The sequence below is a fragment of the Rhizobium sp. KNZ2-6A genome (assembly GCF_056755475.1).
Genome location: NZ_JBNDIC010000008.1, coordinates 26,678 through 45,964 on the forward strand (window position 1 = coordinate 26,678; position 19,287 = coordinate 45,964).

Genomic DNA, 19,287 nt, shown 5'->3' on the forward strand with positions numbered 1-19,287 from the left:
ATGCTGCGGTCGATTACCCTTCTGCTCGTCTTGCTGCTGCCTTCGCTGTGCGCGGCACAGAGCTGCAACTTCACCGCAAGCGATATGAACTTTGGCGCAGTCGATACCTTGTCGGGCACCCCGGTCAATTCAACATCCACGATAGGTGTAAGTTGTTCCGGAGGCGCCCTGGACCTTGGCAAGCGACTCCTGATTTGCCCCAATATCGGCGCCGGCAGTGGTGGCGCATCCTCGTCGGCAGCCCGCCAGATGGTGAACGGCGCAAGTTCTTTGAACTATCAGCTCTACTCCGATTCCGGCCGGAGCGTGATCTGGGGGTCGAGCAACTGGTCCTATCCGTCACGGGCACCGGCCTATGCGCTGACAATGTCCCTGTTGAATGGTTCGCTGGTCGGCGCAACCGGCAGCATGACGGTCTATGGAGCCGCACTCGGGACTCCACCGACGGCGGCGCCGGGCGGTTATACATCGAGCTTCACCTCCCCCGACACCTCGTTCTATTATAGCTACAGCAGCGCCACCAATTGCACCTCGCCCTCCGGAACAGTGGGAACTGCGTCGTTCAGCGTCAATGCGAGCGTCGCCGCCAACTGCCTGGTCAGCGTTCAGAACATCGATTTCGGCACGCAGGGCGTGCTGCGCACCAATGTCGATGCCACCGGTTCGGTAACCGCGACTTGCACGCCGGGCACGAACTACACGATCTCCCTGAACGGCGGCACCGCGAATGCCGCACCGACGGCACGCAAGATGGCGAAAGGGGCCGAGACCGTGACTTACGGCCTCTACAAGGATACGAATCGGCTGCAGCCTTGGGGCGATGCCAATACGCCGGGCAGTACCGTCGCTGGAAGCGGAACGGGTGCGGCTCAACTCCTGACGGTTTACGGCCGCGTACCGCCACAGACGACGCCATCGCCCGGGGTCTACACCGATACGGTCGTGGTCACGCTCACCTACTGACGTGACTTACCGGCGGCGAGCCGGTCAAGCGACCGTTGCAACAGATCTAGTTCTGAACGAAAGCCGGCGGCATAAAATTGGCGCGGGCGGAGTAGTGCGGCTGGCCGACCACATGCGCTATCACCAGCGCATAGACCAGGATCGAACCCAGGACGATGACGATGCCGTTCAGCGGAAAGCCCGTCTTCGATGTCGCACCGGGTGACGCTTCGGGGGGATTTATGCCGACGCGCTTTTTCGCGACTGGTCCAGTGTTCGCAAAGGGAAGCAGCAGTTCCCTTTCCAGGCGGGCTTGCGCATCAAGATGCTTGTCATGTTTGCTTGTGGGCCGGAACTGGATGACTTCGCCCATTTTTCTCGCGGTCCTTTTTTACCGCTCGCTGCTATCGGCCATTCTCTTGGCCATCATCGGCATCAGTGTAATCGACACGAACCACGACCTTTTCGGGCCGTTGCTCACCATGCGGAACGATCACGGCTGCAACCGAAATTCCCGTAAGTGCCGTAAGCATCCTGATCATCAACCCACTATACGCCAGGGGACGGAGGGATGCGACAGCAGTGCGCAGGAAACCCAGCCTATTTGCGCCATCTTTTCATTATGGGTGGCCAAACTGCAAAGGACGAATATCGTCCGGAGATGATCGACTTTCCTGGCGAATTCATGGATGGAGAGACTGCCGATTTGCAGACGCGCAGGCAGTGTTCGTCCTTGCCTTGCCGATCCTTTCACGCGACAAATTTGCCATGAGTATACCGACAACCCATCCCTTCGACTTCGATCCGACCTATGGCTTGCAGCTGAGCCAATTGCAGGCCATCGAGACACCGAAGGCTCCGCCCGGCTTCGACGATTTCTGGCATCGGCGATACAATGCCGCCATTGCGGTCGACCCGCAACCGAAGCTTCGTCACAGCAGGTTGCGTCACGATAACTGGCATGTTTTCGATATCAGCTATGTGTCGACGGGATCGTTTCAGATCAATGGTTGGTTGCTCGTTCCGCGCCGTGGTCAGGTGCGACGCGGGCTCGTCGTCGGACATGGATATGGAGGAAGGGACCAGCCCGAGTTCGATCTGCCGCTGGAAGAGACCGCGGTTCTGTTTCCCTGCAGTCGCGGCCTTTCTCTAAGTGCCCGCCCGCCGATCCCCTCGGATGCGTCGGGGCATGTTGTCCATGGCATCGAAAGTCGCGACACCTACGTCATCGGCGGCTGCGTCGAAGACATCTGGCTCGCCGTTTCGACCTTGGAGACCCTATACCCATGGCTTGCCGGTCATATCGGCTATAGCGGCATCAGCTTCGGCGGCGGCATCGGTGCGCTGGCAATTCCGTTCGATGCGAGGATCAGGCGCGGCCATCTCGTGGTCCCGACCTTCGGCCATCGTCCGCTATGGCTGACCTTGCCGACCGTCGGCAGCGCGCAATCCGTTCAGACCTATCAGAGGCAACATGGCAGCGTTTTGGAAACCCTGCGCTTCTTCGATGCCGCGATCGCGGCAAGCCGCATCACCGTTCCGATGCTCGTCGCGCCTGCCCTTTTCGATCCGGCCGTTGCGCCGCCGTGCCAGTTCTCCGTCGCAAATGCGCTGCAGAAGTTTAACGAAATCTTCACCCTGGATGCCGGCCATTTCGATTATGCTGGCATCGAAGAGCAGAACGCGATTCTGCGAGACAAGGTCGGGCGATTTTTCAAGGTTCTATGAACCGCGAATACCTGCGCTGGCATAGCCCGCGGCTGGATCGAGACATGGAGCTGCTGGTGTTCGGCCACGCCTGCGCCAAGGTATTGGTGTTCCCCACGCGCGACGGTCGATTCTGGGAATATGAGCAGATCGGCATCGTCGCCAGCCTCGCCGACAAGCTGAAAGACGGGCACCTTCAACTCTATTGCATCGAAGGGCTGGCTCGGGAAACCTTTTACGGTGCTCATCGCCATCCGGCCGAGCGCATTCGCAGGCATAAAGCGTTCGAGGACTATATCCTGAACGAAGTCCTGCCTTTGATGGCGCAGAAGAATGCGCATGAGTGCACCATCGTTCATGGCTGCAGCCTCGGCGCCTTCCAGGCCGCCAGCCTGGTTTTCCGTCACCCTCACCTCTTCCGTAAGCTGGTGGCCTTTTCCGGCCGTTACGATCTGACGATGACGGTCGAATCCTTCACCGATCTGTTCGACGGTTACTACGACGAGGAAATCTACTTTCACACGCCGACACATTTTCTGCCGGGACTGGCCTGCGAATGGCGATTGGAGAAGCTGCGTCAGATCGAGATCGTCATGACGATCGGAGATGCCGATCCCTTCATCGACGACAACCGCCATCTGAGCCGCCTGCTGGCCGACAAACAGATCGATCATCGGCTGCACGTGTGGAATGGACGCGCTCATCGAGCCGGCGCATGGCGCAGAATGGCGCCGCTTTACATCTGATCAGGCAGCGTCCGCTGGCGGGATATCAGGCAAGTCCGGCCGGGATTGGCCTCAAGGCCTTGCGCGCACCATAGTCCCGCTCGTGAGACTTGCGATGTTGCTGTTCAGAGCTTACGGAGAACTCAATCAGAATGCGCTCCATCATGCCATCCGGATAGGTTCCGGTGTCGGCGGTCTCGACTTCCGACTGGGCGGTAACGATCTTCAGATTCATCTTTAGTCCTCCGGCTCGGCACGGAAACCCTTGATTCCAATGTTTGTTCCATTAGTATCCGCATAATTGTTAAAAAATTAACTACGTCCGTTAATCAATTCGGGCGAGGCGGTATCGAACTTGAACGGCCGGCCGGATTGGAACATTCTTGCAATCCTGGCATTCAATCTCTGATGGATTGGGGAGCTTGATGCATCGATCCAAATCACTTTGGAAACGGCACTGGATGCTGCCAGCGAAACAACCGACATCGATTTCCACTTAAAGACCTGCCCCGGACTCCGTTTGGAGCCCGCGTGCTTTTTGCATGCCTTCGATCAATCACTGTCCAATCGGCGGATAGACTGGAACGGATCATGGCCATCATCATCACTTCGATCATTCTGGCACTCATTGGCCTGGCGCTTGGCGGCGGCGGACTTTGGCTCGTATTGCTCGGCGGAAGTTTCTTTTATCTTCTGGCCGGGCTCGCCTTTCTCCTGACCGCCATCCTGCTTGCCATGCGCAAGGCCGCCGCCCTTTGGCTCTATGCGATTTTCGTGCTTGCAGCGCTTGCCTGGGCGATATGGGAGGTCGGCTTCGACTGGTGGCAGCTCGGTCCGCGCGGCGGCCTCATCATTCTGATCGGGCTGTGGTTGCTGACGCCCTGGATCCGGCGCCCCCTCGGCTTTCGTAGCCTCGACGGGGTTCACTATGGAGCCAATCCCTGGCCGCTTGCCATTTCTCTCGTCATCGCCATCGTCGTTGCCGTCTATTCGATGACGACGGATCCTCATGACCTTGCCGGCGAGTTGCCGACGAGCGTTGTCTCAAGTGCCCCGACGGGCGGCGATGTGCCTGATGGCGAATGGCATCAGTATGGCAGAACCTCCTTCGGCCAGCGCTATTCGCCTCTCGATCAGATCAATCCGCAGAACGTTGCCAATCTCAAGGAGGTCTGGCGCTATCAGACCGGCGATGTGAAGCGTCCCGACGATATCGGTGAGACCACCTATCAGGTCACGCCGCTGAAGGTGGGTGACACGCTTTTCATTTGCACGCCACATAGCCTGGCGATCGCGCTCGATGCGAAGGACGGCAAGGAAAAATGGCGTTACGACGCCAATGCCGGCATGAACCCCAACCGCCAGCATCAGACCTGCCGTGGTGTCTCCTACTATCACGACACGGCTGCCACAGTCGGAGCGCCTTGCGTCGATCGGGTCTATCTGCCGACCTCGGATGCCCGATTGATCGCGCTCGACGCAGCCAATGGCAAGGTATGCCCAAGCTTTGCCGATCAGGGCACGCTGCATCTGGAAGCCGGCATGAAATACAATCCCGCCGGCTATTATTATTCGACGTCGCCGCCCGTCATCGTCGCCGACAAGATCATCATCGGCGGTGCGGTCAACGACAATTACTCGACCCAGGAGCAATCCGGCGTCATTCGCGCCTTCGATGCCCGGACCGGCGCGCTGCTCTGGAACTGGGACTCGGGCAATCCGGACCATACGGCCCCCATACCGGCAGGACAGACCTACACCACGAATTCGCCGAACAGCTGGTCGGTTTCCAGCGCCGACGAGGCGCTCGGCATGGTCTATGTCCCGCTCGGCAACCAGACGCCCGACCAGCTCGGCATGGGGCGCAGCGAAAATGTCGAACGGTTTTCCTCCTCGGTGGTGGCGCTCGATATCAACACCGGCCAGCTCAAATGGGTGCAGCAATTCGTCCATCATGATCTCTGGGACATGGATGTGCCGGCCCAGCCCGTGCTCTTCGACCTGACCAAGGCCGATGGCAGCGTCGTTCCCGCGCTGGTCGCTTCGACCAAGCAGGGCGACATCTATGTGCTCGATCGCCGGACCGGCGCGCCGATCATTCCCTTCAAAGGGATTCCGGCGCCGGGTGGCGCCATTCCCGAGGATCATGCCTCACCCAGTCAGCCGATCTCGGACCTGACTTTCTCGCCGCCGCCGCTGCAGGAAAAGGACATGTGGGGCATCTCGCTGTTCGACCAGCTCGCCTGCCGCATCTCCTTCCATCAGCATCAATATGAAGGCCGCTACACGCCGCCGTCGCTGCGCGGCTCCATCATCTTTCCAGGCAATTTCGGTACCTTCAACTGGGGCAGTGTCGCAGTCGATCCGGAACGGCAGATCATGTTCGGCATGCCAACCTATCTCGCCTTCACATCGCGGCTGGTGCCGCGTGCCGAGATCCCGCCGAAGGGAGCCGGCGACAAGGGCAGCGAACAGGGGCTCAACCGAAACGAGGGCTCGCCCTATGGCGTCTACATGGGGCCATTTGTCAGCCCCCTCGGCATTCCCTGCCAGGCGCCGCCCTGGGGCTATGTCGCCGGTGTCGACCTGAAGACCGGCAAGATCGCCTACAAGCACAAGAACGGCACCGTCCACGACATGACGCCGTTGCCGCTTCCCTTCAAGGTCGGCGTTCCCGGCATCGGCGGTCCTATGGTGACCAAAGGCGGCGTCGCGTTCCTTGCTGCCGCGGTAGACGATTATCTTAGGGCCTATGACGTGACGACCGGCCGGCAGCTCTGGCAGGCGCGCCTGCCGGCGGGCGGTCAGGCAACGCCGATGACCTATACGACAAGCGACAACAAGCAGTATGTCGTCATCGTCGCCGGCGGTCACGGCTCCGTGGGAACGAAGCCGGGCGACTATGTGATCGGCTATACGCTGCCATAGGTCGATGATCTTGGTCAGCGTTTCCGGGAGCGGAAGCGGTCGGCTTCGATGTGATCGCCATCGGGCTCGGAGGGAGGCTCCCAGCCGAAAACGCTGCGGCCACCATAAGAGCGGGAGCGGTCGAACTCGCCGGCAACGATCTCCTTGAGATCGGGGCCGGTGACATAACGCTCCAGCATTCTCGACTGATCGTCCAGGCGCTTCAAGGCCGACAATTCCTCGTCGCGACCGAGGCGACCCTTTCTGACGGCTGATTTCATCACGCTGATCGTCTCGTCATAGACTTTCAGCGGCACGGGAAAAGGATGCCGATCCTTGCCGCCATGCGCGAGAGAAAAGCGCGCCGGATCGGAAAAACGGCAGGGCGCGCCATGCACGACTTCGGCGACCATCGCCAAAGCCTTGACCGTTCTGGCGCCGACGCCGGGCGTCAGCAGCAGCTCCTGGAAATCGACTGGGCCTCGGTCGGCCGCGGCGGCGAGGTTTCCATGCAGGCGCCGCATGTTCACGTCTTCTTCGCGCACGTCATGATGGGCCGGCATGATGAGATAGGGCAAGGTCGGCTGAAGCTCGACTTTATTATTGACTTCAGCCTGTCTTTCCAGCGCATTGAATTCACGGATAATTCCATCAGGACCAATCGAGGCGAGCAAATCGAGCTGTTCGCCGCGGGAGTGCTCCGCACGCCGATCGGCGAGATTGATGATCTCGCCCTGCTCGCGCCCTTCGATGGCCGCGTGGGGTGAATCCAGGAAGCTCGTGAGGCCTTCGGATAACCAGTGATAGCGCCGCGCCTGCCGCCGTTCGCCATTCATGCCCTGCTGGATGACGACCCACTTGCCGTCATCGGCGACGATGAAGCCATGCAGGTAGAGATCGAAACCATCCTGCACGGCCGCACTATCGACCTTCGCGATCAGCCGGCTCTTGGTGGCGAGCGATGCGCCGTCGATACCGACGCGATCGCCGATATCAAGCAATTCGCCCGGTGTCTTGCGCGATTGCGCGCCACGCCCGCCGCAGACATGAATGCCGAGCTCGCCCGAAAGCGGCGTCAGGCCGCGCTTCAAAGCGCCGAGAACGCTTGTCGTGATCCCCGAGGAATGCCAATCCATACCCATGACGGCGCCGAAGGACTGGAACCAGAAGGGATTGGCAAGACGCCGAAACAGCTCATCGCGCCCATAATGCTGCACGACCGCCTCGGTGATGACTGCGCCCAGGCGCGTCATCCGGTCTCCAAGCCAGCGCGGTACACGGCCGCCATGCAGGGGAAGATCAGCTTTGCCAGCTCTCTGTGCCAAATCCACGACTCTCGTTCTTTACCGTGGCATTGTAGTCCGGGGAGCCGTGATATGCCATTCGCAAGGTGCGGCGATCAGCCGAGGCACAAAATATGAATTGTGATGAGGTTAAGCCAACGCCGACGTCGGCGCAAAATCCTGCATCGCACCTGAAAAAGACTTGGGCAATGGGGAGGCGTAGGAACTGCGCTTGCTGGTGGATAGGCCCAGCGACACCAAAGCTTCAGCCTGCTTGACCGCTGCGGCGACACCATCCACGACCGGGACGCCGTAGATCGATTGCAGTTCCCTTGCGAGATCGGTCATGCCGGCACAGCCAAGCACGATGGCCTCCGCTCCATCTTCGGCAAGCGCACGCTCGATTTCCGCCCTCAGCTTTCCGATTGCGCCGGAAGACGAATTCTCGAGCTCAAGAACGGGAATGTCCGAAGCTCGAACCTTCGCCCGGCCGCCCATGCCATAACGTTGGACGAGATTGTCGATGAGGATGCGGGAGCGCTCGAGCGTCGTCACCACGCTGAAGCGCTGCGCCAGAAAACCGGCCGTTGCGACAGCCGATTCACAGAGCCCTACGACTGGAACGTCGCAGAACATGCGGGCAGCTTCCAGGCCGGTATCGTCGAAGCAGCAGATAATTGCCGCATCGTAGCCGGCTGCCTGCCTCTCTTTCAATTCGCGCAGCATGCCGGGTACGGCTATCGCTCCATCGTAATAGCCCTCGATCGAAGCCGGCCCCATCTGCGAGGTGGCGGCGATGATTTCCGTGCCGGCACTTGCCACGGCGCGCGCAGCGATTGCCGCCTTCTCCGTCATGGAAACGGTCGTATTCGGATTGATAAGCAGCAGGCGCATGATCTCAACTTTTCTTGGCTTGGCGGCGGCCGAGCATGGACATGACTGCAAGCGCCAGCAGAATGATGGTGAAGGAAAAGAGCGTCGTCACCGTTCCGAGCGCATAAAGCACCGGCGTCGTGACGTTCGTCGTCATCCCGTAGATTTCGAGCGGCAGCGTATTGTAGGTGCCTGATGTCATCAGGGTGCGGGCGAACTCGTCATAGGACAGCGTGAAGCCGAACAGGCCGACGCCGATGAGACTTGGCGCGATCATCGGCAGCACGACATGGCGAAAGGTTTGCCAGGAGCTGGCGCCAAGATCGCGGGCGGCTTCCTCATAAGCCGGCGAAAACCGGTTGAAGACCGCAAACATGATCAGCACACCGAAGGGCAAGGTCCAGGTCAGATGCGCGCCGAAGGCCGAGGAATACCAGGCGGGTGCAAGACCGCCCTGCTGGAAGACGACGCCGATCCCGAGCGAGATGATGATGGACGGCACGACGAGACTGGCAACGGTGGCATAGAACAGGAACGTCGAGCCGCGAAAGCGGCGGCGAAAGGCAAGGCCCGCCAGCAGCGACACGACCACGGTCACGATCATGACCATCACGCCGAGCATCAGCGACCGCTGGAACGAGGCCCCGAAATCGCCGACCGCCTGCTTCTCGAAAAGATTGGCGAACCAATGCAGCGAGACGCCGTTCAACGGGAACGTCAGGCCGCCGTCCGGCCCCTGGAAGGATAGGATGACGACAGCCGATAGCGGGCCGTAGAGAAACAACACGAAAATGGTGAAGAAGATCGCCAGGACATAGAATTCCAGGCTGCGCTTTTCGCTGTTCATCTCAAAGCTCCTTGCGGATATCGACGATGCGCAGGATGGCGGCGACCATCAGCAGCACGACGATCAGCAGCACCACGGCATTGGCGGCTGCCGCCGGATATTGCAGCAGCGACATCTGGTTCTTCATCATCAAGGCGATGGAAGCGCTCTGGCCGCCGGACATCACCTGGACGGTGGAAAAATCCGCCATGACGAGCGTAACGACAAAGATGCTGCCGATCGCCATGCCCGGCTTGGCAAGCGGGATGACGACATTCCACAGCACCTGCCATCCGCTGGCGCCGGCATCCCGCGCGGCTTCGAACAGGGAACGGTCGATACGCATCAGCGTGTTGAAGATCGGCGTCACCATGAAGAGCGTATAGAGGTGCACCATGGCAAGTACGACGGCGAAATCGGAATAAAGCAGCCATTCTATCGGCTTCGGGATCAGGCCCATCTCGATCAGCGTCGAATTGACCAGCCCGTTGCGCCCGAGCACCGGGATCCACGAGATCATGCGAATGATGTTCGACGTCATGAACGGCACGGTGCAGACGAGAAAAAGGATCATCTGCGTCGAGGTGCGGCGAATATGGAAAGCCAGGAAATAGGCGACCCAGAAGCCGATAAACAAGGTCAGTGCCCAGACAATCGCGGTGAATTTCAATGTGTTGAGGTAGGTTTTCCATGTAACCCACGAACCGAGCGTGTCGGTGTAATTCGTGGTCAGGAACGCCGGATAAAGGCCGGCGAAATCATAATCCCAGAAACTGACGATGCCGATCATGGCAATCGGCAACAGGAAGAAGAAGCCGAGGATGAGAAACAGCGGCGTTGCCTGCAGATAGGCGACGGCCCAGGCGGGCACGGCAAATCCGCGTCCGGCTTTCTGAGTTTCCTGCTCCGCATCCGAGGAAGCGATTGTCGCCATATTCCGGCCTCTCCATTGATAGAATCCTCTCCCCGTTTCGATACGGGGAGAGGCGATGACGGATATGCAGCTTAGGCAGCGATGAACTCGTTCCAGCGGCGAACCATGTAGCGGTCCTCGTCCATGACCGAGTTCCAGCAGGCGACCGCACCCATGCGGGCTTCGAAGGAACCGCCGTCGCGAACGGCGCCGGCCTTCTCCATGACCTTGCCTTCCGGAGAAAGGATATCGCCCTGCGCCGGCTTGCCCTCGATCCAGTAGCCCCATTCGTCGGCCGACATGAAGCCCTTCGCGGTGTCCATGCAGGCGGAATAGTAGCCCTGACGGTTAAGGTAACCGCCGACCCAGCCGGAGGTGTACCAGTTGATGTATTCGTAGGCAGCGTCGAGCTGCGCACCCTTCAGATGCGAGGCGAGGCCGAGGCCGCCGCCCCAGGCGCGATAACCTTCCTTGAGCGGCTGGAAGGTGCAGGCGATGCCCTTCGAGCGAACGGCGGCAACGGCGGGCGACCACATGGACTGGATGACCACTTCGCCCGATGCCATCAGATTGACGCTCTCGTCGAAGGACTTCCAGAAGGCGCGGAACTGGCCATCGCCCTTGGTCTTGATCAGGAAGTCGATGGTCTTGTCGATTTCCGCCTTCGTCATGTTGCCCTTGTCGGCATATTTGATCTTGCCGGCAGCTTCCATGATCATCGCGGCGTCCATGATGCCGATGGACGGGATATTGAGGATCGCGGTCTTGCCCTTGAAGGCCGGATCGAGAATGTCGGCCCAGCTGTTGATCGGACGACCCGTGAGATCGGGACGAATGCCGAGCGTATCGGCATTGTAGATGGTCGGAACCATCGTCATCCACTGCGTCGGCTCCTTGGCGAATTTCTTCGAGCCCTGCCCTTCGACAAAGCCCACCGTGTGCGGTGCCGTGCCCTGCGCGATGACGCTGTCGGGCTTCAGCTTGCCGTTGATGAAGAGCGGCACGATCTTGTCGTAATATTTGAGCTTCTTGACGTCCATCGGCTGCATGACGCCGGTCGGGAAAACCTTCTTGGCGATCCAGTATTCGATGTCGGCGATATCGTAGCTGTTCGGCTGCGTCACGGCTCGCTGTGCTGCGGCATCCGAATCGGTCGCCGTCATCTCGAGCGTAATGCCGAGATCGGCCTTGCACTTCTCCGCAATGGCATTGATGTTCGAAACGCCGGTACCGAACTGGCGCAGCGTGATGTTCGATTGCGCCCAGATGGTCGGAAAGCCCGTGATGGCGCCGGAGCCGGCCATGGCGCCGAGAGCGGCAGCACCGGTCTTCAGCAGTGAGCGGCGGGAAATGCCTTTCGTCGTCTTGGTAGTCTTGATTTCAGTCGTCATGTCAGTTCCCCTTTTTTGATGCTTCGGATTTTCATGCGGACATACGGCCAAGAAGGATCGCGTCCTCCTGAGCCCAACTCAATGAGACGGCGTCGCCGACCGTCATGGATTTGGCTGAAACGTCGTCGTTGCTTGCGATCACGGTGAAATCGTCGCTTCCCGCGCCGATGACAGTGATCTTCAGAGTCGCACCGCGATATTCGATATTGGAGACCACGCCGTTGAAGCCGAGGCCTTTACCGTCGGACTGCGAAAGTCTGATACGATCGGTGCGAATGGCGATATCCACGGCTTCGCCGGTCTGGCGTCCCGTCCCTCTTGCGGAAAAGCCCTGCCCTTCCGGCACGGTCATGGTGACGAGGCCGTCTTCGCTCGACGCTACCCGACCCGACAGGACGTTGTGGTCGCCCATGAAGCGGGCGACGAAGGCGGTTGCAGGATGCTCGAAAATTTCCCGCGGTGAGCCGGCCTGCTCGATCCGCCCGTCATTCATGATGACCATGATATCGGCGAGCGCCATCGCCTCTTCCTGGCTGTGGGTGACATGGACGAAGGTGATGCCCAATGTCTTCTGCAGCTTCTTCAGCTCGGCGCGCATGCGGATCTTCAGGAATGGATCGAGCGCCGACAGCGGTTCGTCCAGCAGCAGCGCTTCGGGGTCGGTGATCAAGGCGCGAGCGAGTGCGACACGTTGCTGCTGACCGCCCGAAAGTTGTGCCGGGCGCCGGGTCGCATAGGCCTCCATCTGCATGAGCTTCAGCATTTCGAGCGCCTTGGCGCGACGCTCATCCTTTGCGACACCCTTCATCTTCAGGCTGAACGCCACATTGTCGACGAGGTCGAGATGGGGAAACAGCGCGTAGGACTGGAACATCATTGCCGTGCCGCGCCTGGCCGGCGGGAAGTCCGTCACGACGGTATTTCCAAGGCGGATGTCGCCGGAGGAAATGCCTTCGTGGCCCGCGATCATGCGCAGGGTCGACGTCTTGCCGCAGCCGGACGGACCAAGGAAGCAGCAATAGGAGCCGGCCGGTATCTTCAGGCTGATCGCATGAACAGCCGTGGTCGCTCCATAGATCTTCGAAACGGATACTATATCGATTTCTGCCGCTTTCGACATCATCCATCTTCCCCTTTGGTTTGGGAAGGACATTGCATCAATCGTGCCAGTTTCGCTGCAGCGCACTAAATCACTGAGATGTCTGCGTTATTCCGGAGGGGATGGATTTCTGCTTTGTTGGAGGCGGTTCGGAATCTGCTCATCAAATAGGCTATTGTGCTCGATTTGTGCAAATCATTGTATACAATTTAGCGCTATCTTTGCATAAGATTTCATTTAACTTCCACGCGAAACCGGGCTATCATTTTCGTCGACCATTCGGGTAGGCGATCATGAATTCTTCAGCAGACGGGCTTCTGATGCCCATCGATTCTACGGATACGGGCGCACAGCAGATCCGTGACGCCATTCGCGACGCGATCGTCGAACGCAGGCTCGCACCCGGCACGAAGCTGTCCGAGAGCGATGTCGGCGGCCTGTTCAATGTCAGTCGCACGCTGGCGCGTGCCGCCTTGCAGGCGCTTTCCTATGAGGGCCTCGTCAGCGTCGAGAAGAACAGGGGCGCTTTCGTTGCCTATCCATCCCCCGAGGAAGCCAGGCAGATATTTGCCGCGCGCCGCCTGGTGGAGCCGGGCATATTGAAATCGGCGGCCGAGCGGATCACCCCGCTTCAGCTCGGGCAGCTAAGACAGCTTCTCTTGGAGGAAGGCCGTCTGATGGGCGAACGTGGGCAGTCCGCCCGCCGCGCCGAGATCAAGGCTTCGGGCGATTTCCATCTGATGGTGGCGGCCATTTCCGGCAATCTCATCATGCAGCGCTTCATGGAAGAGCTTGTCGCCCGCTCGTCATTGGTGATCGCGCTCTACGGACAGTCGAGCGCCTCCAGTTGCGGCCATTCCGAGCACGGCGACATTATCACCGCTCTGGAGCAGAAGGATGTCGATACGGCCTGTCACCTGATGCTTCATCACATCGCGCATATCGAAGCCGATCTAGATCTGCGCGAGCGCAAAAGTTTCGGCCTCAAAGAAGCGTTCGAGCAGTGAGACGGCCGTCTTGCAGACAGTTCCGACCCTGTCCTGCGGAACTGATCGGCAAGACCGGACTGCTATCCCACCCTCCAATGAGCGAGGCAGCTTCATGCTCGATTTGGTGATTTCGAATGTCCGCATCGCCAGGCGGGAGGGCTGCTTCGATATCGGTCTTAAGGACGGCAGGATTGCCGCGATCGAGCATGATCTGATTGCGGATGCGCCGCGTCATGATATGTGCGGCTGCTTCGCCTTCGGCGGCTTTGTCGACAGCCACATCCATCTCGACAAGGCCTGCATCCTCGACCGCTGCTTCATATGCGAAGGCACGCTGGAAGAGGCCGTGCGCGAGACGGCCAAGGCAAAAGCCGCCTTCACGGTCGAGGATGTCTATGCTCGCGCCGCCCGCGTGGTCGAGAATGCGATCGTCAACGGCACCATGGCGATGCGGACCTTCGTCGAGATCGATCCACGCGCCGGTTTTCGATCCTTTGAAGCAATCAAGCAGATCAAACGCAGCTATGCCTGGGCGATCGATATCCAGATCTGCGCCTTCGCCCAGGAAGGGCTGACTAACGAAGCCGAAACGGCGGGTATGCTGGATCACGCGCTGCGCGATGGAGCTGACCTCATCGGCGGCTGCCCCTATACCGATCCTGATCCTCTGGCCCATATCAGCCGGATTTTCGATCTGGCGGAACGCCACGACGTCGACGTCGATTTCCATCTCGATTTCGATCTCAATCCATCGGGCTCCGCAATCCCGGCCGTGCTTGCGGAAACGAAGCGGCGCGGCTATGGCGGCCGCGTCTCCATCGGCCATGCCACCAAGCTTGCAGCCATGCCGACATTCGAAGCCGGCGTAATTGCCGCGCGTCTTGCCGATGCTGGAATCGCGGTAACGGTTCTGCCGGCGACCGATCTCTTCCTGCTTGGCCGGGACAGCGATCATCTTGTCCCGCGCGGCCTTGCCCCGGCGATGCTGCTGGCAGCCAATGGAGTCACCGTGACGGTCGCGACGAACAATGTTCTCAACCCATTCACCCCCTTTGGCGATGCCTCGCTTGCCCGGATGGCCAATTTCTTCGCCAATATAGCCCAGCTGTCGCGGGACGAAGACATCGCTGCGGCATTCGACATGGTCACGGCCAATGCCGCGCGAATGATGGGGCGCGACTATGACCTCAAGCTGGGCGTACAGGCGGATATCGTGGTGGTGGATGCGGCCGATCCGTTGTCGCTGGTTCGCGAGATCCGGCACCCGATCGCCGGCTGGAAAAACGGCAGGCAGACTTTCATGCGCCCGCAGGCGCGCCTACTCACACCCGCAAACTAGCAGACAAGACCGAAGGCGCCGCGCCGCGTCTACCGCTTCAGTTCTCGCTCGAATTTTTCGATCTGCTGAAGAACCCAGGGATCATCGGCGGAATGTTGGGTCACGTCCTGCTGCAGCCGCGTTTGGCGGCGGCGCAGGATCCAGTCGACGAAAGCGCGAAGCAGCCGCATGCCTATATCCAAGTTCATTTCAGTATTTGCGAGGCTCGGCGACGAGGCCCGAAAGCCAATCGGAATCCGAGCCTCGACAACCGCAAGGCGTTGCGGCAATTGCCTTTTTGCGCGTGCGAAAATGAACGGTAGCTGAACAATGTTGCACGGTAAAATGGTTTTCACCTGTATCTCTCGCTAAGAGCAAGTGCCCTCTTCCGTGAGATCGGCAGCGTTTCCTTGGAAGAAATTGACGGGAGTTTCTCGCCGAATCTCCCCAAGCGGGATTCACGAGTGAAGGGCTTTTTTACGCAAGCGTACCGTTATCGGCAAAACTGACCTAGCCGAGAGCGAGGGCGGCCATTAAGAACGCGGCGTCGCTTCCGATTTCCCCGGAGCGGCACAAGCTTAGCCTCGCCCGTGCGAGGCTTTTTTCTTTCCTGCTTCCATTTTTATTCAACGGCGCGGCTCGCCGCCGGGCGCATAGGCCGTGTCCTGCTCGAAGGGAAATACGGAGCCGCAACGGCAGCGCATCATGTGCTTGCGCGGGTCGGGCGACGGACGTTCGGTGGAAAAGCCGCGAGGCATGTCGTCTACCTTGAAATCCCGGCTGGCAGCCCGGCGGTCGTCGGTTTCGGAAACCTCGGCAAATCCGGTATGGGCGCATTTCGCGCATTCCAGCTTCCGTGAATATCGATCTCGCGCGGCCATTCTCTTCCAATCCGGGACTCACATTCGCACCCTTCTAGCAGTGCCGTCGACGCACTTGAAGGCCGTGGACGATCTGCCTCACAGCTCGATGTCTTTCCCTTCGCAATTGAAGGTGCGGAAAAAAGCGCATCATTTGAAAAAGAGATTGACCTGATGGCAGATGTCAGACCAATTTATCACTCATGACCAAACCAATGCTGACACCTCTTCCTTCCATCGACCGGACGCAGCAAGTCATCGACGCGCTGTCGACCTTCATCGAATCGTCGAAGCTGCAGGCGGGCGACAGGCTACCGACCGAGCGCGAGTTGATGGCGGCGCTTTCGGTGGGGCGTTCGACCATTCGCGAAGTGCTCACCTACTTTCAGGCGCTAGGTGTGATGGAGACCCGCAAGGGCAGCGGCACCTATCTGCTGAAGCCGGTTTCCAAGGCGACCATCCACATGCCGCTTTCCCTCGATCCGTCGCATCTGCGCGATGCGCTGCTGCAGACGCTGGAGGTCCGCCGTGGCATCGAATGCGAGGCCGGCATGGTGGCGGCGAGAAAGCGCACGGACGAGGATATCGTCATCATCGAAGAGAAGCTCAACGAGATGGAGCGTGTCCATATGGCCAAGGGCACGTCCGGGCCGGAGGATCTTGCCTTTCACCTGGCGGTCTACGACGCCACGCACAATCCGCTGTTTCGGCAGCTTCTCGAACAGATGCGCGAAACCTTCGAACGCTTCTGGGATCATCCCTTCGACCGGCAGGATTTTGCGCGCCGGTCCTTCCCTTATCATCGCACGCTGTTCAACGCGATCGTCGACCAGGATCCCGAGGCGGCGCGCGCCGAAACACTGAAAATTCTCGACGTTGTCGAGGAAGACATCAAGGAAATGTCCCAATGACCGACGGGCTAGAGCCGTTCGAACTTGCGTCCCTTATCACAGCCCATGACGACGGCAATTTTGCCGAGGCCGTGGTGCCGCCGATCTTTCAGACCTCCTTGTTCACCTTCTCCAGCTATGACGAGATGATCGCATCTTATCGCGGCGAAAAGGTGCGGCCGATCTATACGCGCGGGCTCAACCCGACGGTGCGCATGTTCGAGGAGATGCTGGCAAAGCTCGAGGGCGGCGAGGATGCGCTTGGATTTGCGAGCGGCATGGCCGCGATCTCGTCGGCGATCTTAAGCTTCGTCGAGCCCGGCGACCGGATCGTTGCCGTCAAGCATGTCTATCCCGATGCCTTCCGCCTCTTCGGCACGGTTCTGAAGCGCATGAAGGTCGAGGTGACTTACGTCGACGGTCGTGATGAAGAAGCCGTCGCCAAGGCGCTTCCCGGCGCCAAGGTCTTCTACATGGAAAGCCCGACCAGCTGGGTGATGGAAGCGCATGATGTCGGCGCGCTGGCCGCCCTTGCCAAGCAGCATGGCGTCGTCTCGATGATCGACAACAGCTGGGCCACGCCTTACTTCCAGCAGCCGCTGAAGCTCGGCGTCGACCTCGTCATCCATTCCGCCTCGAAATATCTCGGCGGTCACAGCGACGTTGTCGCCGGCGTCGTCGCCGGCTCGAAGGAAATGATCGCGCGACTGAAGGCCGAGGCCTATCCCTATCTCGGCGGCAAGCTTTCGCCCTTCGACGCATGGCTTTTGATCCGCGGTCTGCGCACGCTGCCGATCCGCATGAAGGCGCATGAGGCCGCGGCGATGACCATCGCGATGCGGCTGCAGGAGCTCGATGTCGTCGAGCAGGTCTGCCATCCGGGCCTGGCCAATCGGCTGCCGGCCGGCCTGAACGGCACTTCCGGCCTGTTTTCTTTCATATTCCGCGAGGGCGTCGATATCCGCGCCTTCGCCGATCGCCTCACGCTCTTCAAGCTGGGTGTGAGCTGGGGCGGACATGAGAGCCTGATCGTGCCGGGCGAAGTCGTGCTGCAGCAGAAGGCGCAGCCGAATTCGGCGCATACCTTCGGCATCCATCCGCGCTCCGTACGTCTCCATATCGGTCTAGAAGGAACCGAGGCCCTATGGAAAGAGCTCGAGGAGGCGATCGCCGCCGCCTCGTAAAGTCGTCAATCTGAGAGGAAAACTTAAAAAGGGGAACCAACATGAAAAGACTGGTAACAGCAGCACTCTTTACCGCAATGATGGCGGGCACCGCCTTTGCCGACACCACACTGAAGCTCGTCGAAGTGATCACGAGCCCCGAGCGCACCGAGACGCTCAAATCGATCGTCGCCAAGTTCGAGGCCGCAAATCCCGGCACCAAGGTCGACATCATCTCCCTGCCCTGGAACGAAGCCTTCCAGAAATTCGCCACCATGGTTTCGGCCGGCGACACGCCCGACGTGATGGAAATGCCGGACACCTGGCTGTCGCTCTACGGCAATAACGGCATGCTCGAAAGCCTGGAGCCTTATCTGGCGAAGTGGGAGCATACGAGTGAACTGACGCCGCGCGCGCTTCAACTCGGCCGCGATGTGAAGAACACCGCCTATATGCTGCCCTACGGCTTCTATCTGCGCGCCATGTTCTACAACAAGAAGATCCTGAAGGATGCCGGCATCGCCGAACCGCCGAAGACGATGGACGAGTTCGTCAAGGCATCCGAGGCCATCTCCAAGCTGCCCGGCAAATACGGCTACTGCATGCGCGGCGGTCCGGGCGGTCTCAACGGCTGGATGATCTTCGCTGCCTCCATGGCCGGCGACAACAAATACTTCAAGGATGACGGCATTTCGACGATGAACAGCCCCGGCTGGGCCAAGGGCATCGAGTGGATGGTCGATCTCTACAAGAAGGGCTATGCGCCGAAGGATAGCGTCAACTGGGGCTTCAACGAAGTCGTCGCCGGCTTCTATTCCGGCACCTGCGCCTTCCTCGATCAGGATCCGGACGCGCTCATCGCTGTTGCGGAACGCATGAACAAGGATGATTTCGGCGTCGCACCGCTGCCGAAGGGGCCTGATGGCAAATCCTTCCCGACCATCGGCTACGCCGGCTGGTCGATGTTCTCGGCGAGCCAGAACAAGGATCTGTCCTGGAAGCTGATCGCGACCCTTGAAGGCAAGGAAGGCAATCTGGAATGGAACAAGAAGATCGGTGCGCTCCCGGCCTATACGGCGGCTGAAAAGGACCCCTTCTATGCCGGTGATCAGTTCAAGGGCTGGTTCCAGGAACTCGCCGACAAGGACACCGTTCCCACCGTGATGCCGACCTATCTTGAAGAATTCGCCTTCTTCAAGGATGCGCTGGCGATCAAGACCTCGCAGCAGGCGCTGCTTGGCGATATCTCGGCCAAGGACCTAGCGGACCAGTGGGCCGATTACCTGACCAAGGCTCAGCAGAAATTCCTCGCCAAGAAATAATCCGCATACCCGGCGGCGGAGCGATCCGCCGCCGTTCCTGCCCAATTGAAACAGACGGCGTCCGAGCGCCGCGAATGGG

At 59.7% G+C, this 19,287-nt stretch carries 19 protein-coding genes; 9 read left to right on the forward strand and 10 right to left on the reverse strand.

The annotated features are described in order from the left end of the window. Nucleotides 1–963 (forward strand): Csu type fimbrial protein, encoded by a 963-nt coding sequence (locus ACPYOP_RS07885; RefSeq protein WP_481409826.1) that lies wholly within the window; start codon nucleotides 1–3, stop codon nucleotides 961–963. A gap of 46 nt (nucleotides 964–1,009) precedes the next feature. Here ACPYOP_RS07885 and ACPYOP_RS07890 read toward each other — a convergent pair whose 3' ends face one another. Further along, nucleotides 1,010–1,315, reverse strand: coding sequence for a hypothetical protein (locus ACPYOP_RS07890; protein WP_481409827.1), 306 nt, complete (start codon nucleotides 1,313–1,315; stop codon nucleotides 1,010–1,012). A 395-nt stretch (nucleotides 1,316–1,710) separates the two neighbouring features. Here ACPYOP_RS07890 and ACPYOP_RS07895 point away from each other — a divergent pair, with 395 nt between their 5' ends. Then, a complete protein-coding gene (locus ACPYOP_RS07895) occupies nucleotides 1,711–2,670 on the forward strand; it encodes an acetylxylan esterase (protein ID WP_481409828.1) in 960 nt (319 codons plus the stop codon). Then, nucleotides 2,667–3,395, forward strand: coding sequence for an esterase family protein (locus tag ACPYOP_RS07900; RefSeq protein WP_481409829.1), 729 nt, complete (start codon nucleotides 2,667–2,669; stop codon nucleotides 3,393–3,395). Before ACPYOP_RS07895 ends, ACPYOP_RS07900 begins: the two co-directional genes overlap by 4 nt. Before the next feature lie 25 nt (nucleotides 3,396–3,420). On the opposite strand, the gene ACPYOP_RS07905 is transcribed toward ACPYOP_RS07900, so the two are convergent. Further along, nucleotides 3,421–3,609, reverse strand: a complete 189-nt coding sequence (locus tag ACPYOP_RS07905; protein ID WP_481409830.1) for a hypothetical protein — start codon at nucleotides 3,607–3,609, stop codon at nucleotides 3,421–3,423. 356 nt (nucleotides 3,610–3,965) lie between these two features. Between ACPYOP_RS07905 and ACPYOP_RS07910 the strand changes: the two genes are divergently transcribed. Next, a complete protein-coding gene (locus ACPYOP_RS07910; RefSeq protein ID WP_481409831.1) occupies nucleotides 3,966–6,302 on the forward strand; it encodes a glucose/quinate/shikimate family membrane-bound PQQ-dependent dehydrogenase in 2,337 nt (778 codons plus the stop codon). Nucleotides 6,303–6,316: 14 nt separating this feature from the next. Here ACPYOP_RS07910 and ACPYOP_RS07915 read toward each other — a convergent pair whose 3' ends face one another. From ACPYOP_RS07915 to ACPYOP_RS07940, 6 genes are all read right to left on the reverse strand, one after another. Further along, nucleotides 6,317–7,606, reverse strand: coding sequence for a DUF763 domain-containing protein (locus tag ACPYOP_RS07915; protein WP_481409832.1), 1,290 nt, complete (start codon nucleotides 7,604–7,606; stop codon nucleotides 6,317–6,319). 108 nt (nucleotides 7,607–7,714) lie between these two features. Then, a complete protein-coding gene (locus ACPYOP_RS07920) occupies nucleotides 7,715–8,458 on the reverse strand; it encodes an aspartate/glutamate racemase family protein (RefSeq protein ID WP_481409833.1) in 744 nt (247 codons plus the stop codon). A 4-nt stretch (nucleotides 8,459–8,462) separates the two neighbouring features. Next, nucleotides 8,463–9,284, reverse strand: coding sequence for an ABC transporter permease (locus tag ACPYOP_RS07925; protein ID WP_481409834.1), 822 nt, complete (start codon nucleotides 9,282–9,284; stop codon nucleotides 8,463–8,465). Between the two features lies 1 nt (nucleotide 9,285). After that, complete coding sequence (locus ACPYOP_RS07930) at nucleotides 9,286–10,197, reverse strand: ABC transporter permease (RefSeq protein ID WP_481409835.1); 912 nt, start codon at nucleotides 10,195–10,197, stop codon at nucleotides 9,286–9,288. A 71-nt stretch (nucleotides 10,198–10,268) separates the two neighbouring features. Next, on the reverse strand, nucleotides 10,269–11,567 hold the full coding sequence (locus ACPYOP_RS07935; protein ID WP_481409836.1) for an ABC transporter substrate-binding protein: 1,299 nt from the start codon (nucleotides 11,565–11,567) through the stop codon (nucleotides 10,269–10,271). 31 nt (nucleotides 11,568–11,598) lie between these two features. Continuing rightward, complete coding sequence (locus tag ACPYOP_RS07940; protein ID WP_481409837.1) at nucleotides 11,599–12,687, reverse strand: ABC transporter ATP-binding protein; 1,089 nt, start codon at nucleotides 12,685–12,687, stop codon at nucleotides 11,599–11,601. Between the two features lie 272 nt (nucleotides 12,688–12,959). On the opposite strand from ACPYOP_RS07940, the gene ACPYOP_RS07945 reads away from it, so the two are divergent. Further along, complete coding sequence (locus ACPYOP_RS07945) at nucleotides 12,960–13,673, forward strand: GntR family transcriptional regulator (RefSeq protein ID WP_481409838.1); 714 nt, start codon at nucleotides 12,960–12,962, stop codon at nucleotides 13,671–13,673. A gap of 94 nt (nucleotides 13,674–13,767) precedes the next feature. Continuing rightward, complete coding sequence (locus tag ACPYOP_RS07950; protein WP_481409839.1) at nucleotides 13,768–14,994, forward strand: amidohydrolase family protein; 1,227 nt, start codon at nucleotides 13,768–13,770, stop codon at nucleotides 14,992–14,994. A gap of 29 nt (nucleotides 14,995–15,023) precedes the next feature. Here the strand turns inward: ACPYOP_RS07950 and ACPYOP_RS07955 are convergent, their stop codons facing one another. Continuing rightward, a complete protein-coding gene (locus ACPYOP_RS07955) occupies nucleotides 15,024–15,329 on the reverse strand; it encodes a hypothetical protein (protein ID WP_481409840.1) in 306 nt (101 codons plus the stop codon). A 270-nt stretch (nucleotides 15,330–15,599) separates the two neighbouring features. Further along, nucleotides 15,600–15,854 (reverse strand): hypothetical protein, encoded by a 255-nt coding sequence (locus ACPYOP_RS07960; RefSeq protein WP_481409841.1) that lies wholly within the window; start codon nucleotides 15,852–15,854, stop codon nucleotides 15,600–15,602. 194 nt (nucleotides 15,855–16,048) lie between these two features. Here ACPYOP_RS07960 and ACPYOP_RS07965 point away from each other — a divergent pair, with 194 nt between their 5' ends. The 3 genes from ACPYOP_RS07965 to ACPYOP_RS07975 are packed head-to-tail and all read left to right on the forward strand — an operon-like array spanning nucleotide 16,049 to nucleotide 19,208. Then, nucleotides 16,049–16,744, forward strand: coding sequence for a FadR/GntR family transcriptional regulator (locus tag ACPYOP_RS07965; protein ID WP_481409842.1), 696 nt, complete (start codon nucleotides 16,049–16,051; stop codon nucleotides 16,742–16,744). After that, entirely contained in the window at nucleotides 16,741–17,907 is a 1,167-nt protein-coding gene (locus ACPYOP_RS07970; RefSeq protein WP_481409843.1) for a PLP-dependent transferase, read from the forward strand. The genes ACPYOP_RS07965 and ACPYOP_RS07970 overlap by 4 nt, the downstream gene beginning before the upstream one ends. Nucleotides 17,908–17,948: 41 nt before the next feature. Beyond that, complete coding sequence (locus tag ACPYOP_RS07975) at nucleotides 17,949–19,208, forward strand: ABC transporter substrate-binding protein (protein ID WP_481409844.1); 1,260 nt, start codon at nucleotides 17,949–17,951, stop codon at nucleotides 19,206–19,208. Nucleotides 19,209–19,287 lie beyond the last annotated feature (79 nt).

Bases quoted from the DNA above. Each gene is read 5' to 3' on its own strand.
- ACPYOP_RS07885 (WP_481409826.1), top strand. From the start codon at position 1: ATGCTGCGGTCGATTACCCTTCTGCTCGTCTTGCTGCTGCCTTCGCTG.
- ACPYOP_RS07890 (WP_481409827.1), bottom strand. From the start codon at position 1,315: ATGGGCGAAGTCATCCAGTTCCGGCCCACAAGCAAACATGACAAGCAT.
- ACPYOP_RS07895 (WP_481409828.1), top strand. From the start codon at position 1,711: ATGAGTATACCGACAACCCATCCCTTCGACTTCGATCCGACCTATGGC.
- ACPYOP_RS07900 (WP_481409829.1), top strand. From the start codon at position 2,667: ATGAACCGCGAATACCTGCGCTGGCATAGCCCGCGGCTGGATCGAGAC.
- ACPYOP_RS07905 (WP_481409830.1), bottom strand. From the start codon at position 3,609: ATGAATCTGAAGATCGTTACCGCCCAGTCGGAAGTCGAGACCGCCGAC.
- ACPYOP_RS07910 (WP_481409831.1), top strand. From the start codon at position 3,966: ATGGCCATCATCATCACTTCGATCATTCTGGCACTCATTGGCCTGGCG.
- ACPYOP_RS07920 (WP_481409833.1), bottom strand. From the start codon at position 8,458: ATGCGCCTGCTGCTTATCAATCCGAATACGACCGTTTCCATGACGGAG.
- ACPYOP_RS07925 (WP_481409834.1), bottom strand. From the start codon at position 9,284: ATGAACAGCGAAAAGCGCAGCCTGGAATTCTATGTCCTGGCGATCTTC.
- ACPYOP_RS07930 (WP_481409835.1), bottom strand. From the start codon at position 10,197: ATGGCGACAATCGCTTCCTCGGATGCGGAGCAGGAAACTCAGAAAGCC.
- ACPYOP_RS07935 (WP_481409836.1), bottom strand. From the start codon at position 11,567: ATGACGACTGAAATCAAGACTACCAAGACGACGAAAGGCATTTCCCGC.
- ACPYOP_RS07940 (WP_481409837.1), bottom strand. From the start codon at position 12,687: ATGTCGAAAGCGGCAGAAATCGATATAGTATCCGTTTCGAAGATCTAT.
- ACPYOP_RS07945 (WP_481409838.1), top strand. From the start codon at position 12,960: ATGAATTCTTCAGCAGACGGGCTTCTGATGCCCATCGATTCTACGGAT.
- ACPYOP_RS07950 (WP_481409839.1), top strand. From the start codon at position 13,768: ATGCTCGATTTGGTGATTTCGAATGTCCGCATCGCCAGGCGGGAGGGC.
- ACPYOP_RS07960 (WP_481409841.1), bottom strand. From the start codon at position 15,854: ATGGCCGCGCGAGATCGATATTCACGGAAGCTGGAATGCGCGAAATGC.
- ACPYOP_RS07965 (WP_481409842.1), top strand. From the start codon at position 16,049: ATGCTGACACCTCTTCCTTCCATCGACCGGACGCAGCAAGTCATCGAC.
- ACPYOP_RS07970 (WP_481409843.1), top strand. From the start codon at position 16,741: ATGACCGACGGGCTAGAGCCGTTCGAACTTGCGTCCCTTATCACAGCC.
- ACPYOP_RS07975 (WP_481409844.1), top strand. From the start codon at position 17,949: ATGAAAAGACTGGTAACAGCAGCACTCTTTACCGCAATGATGGCGGGC.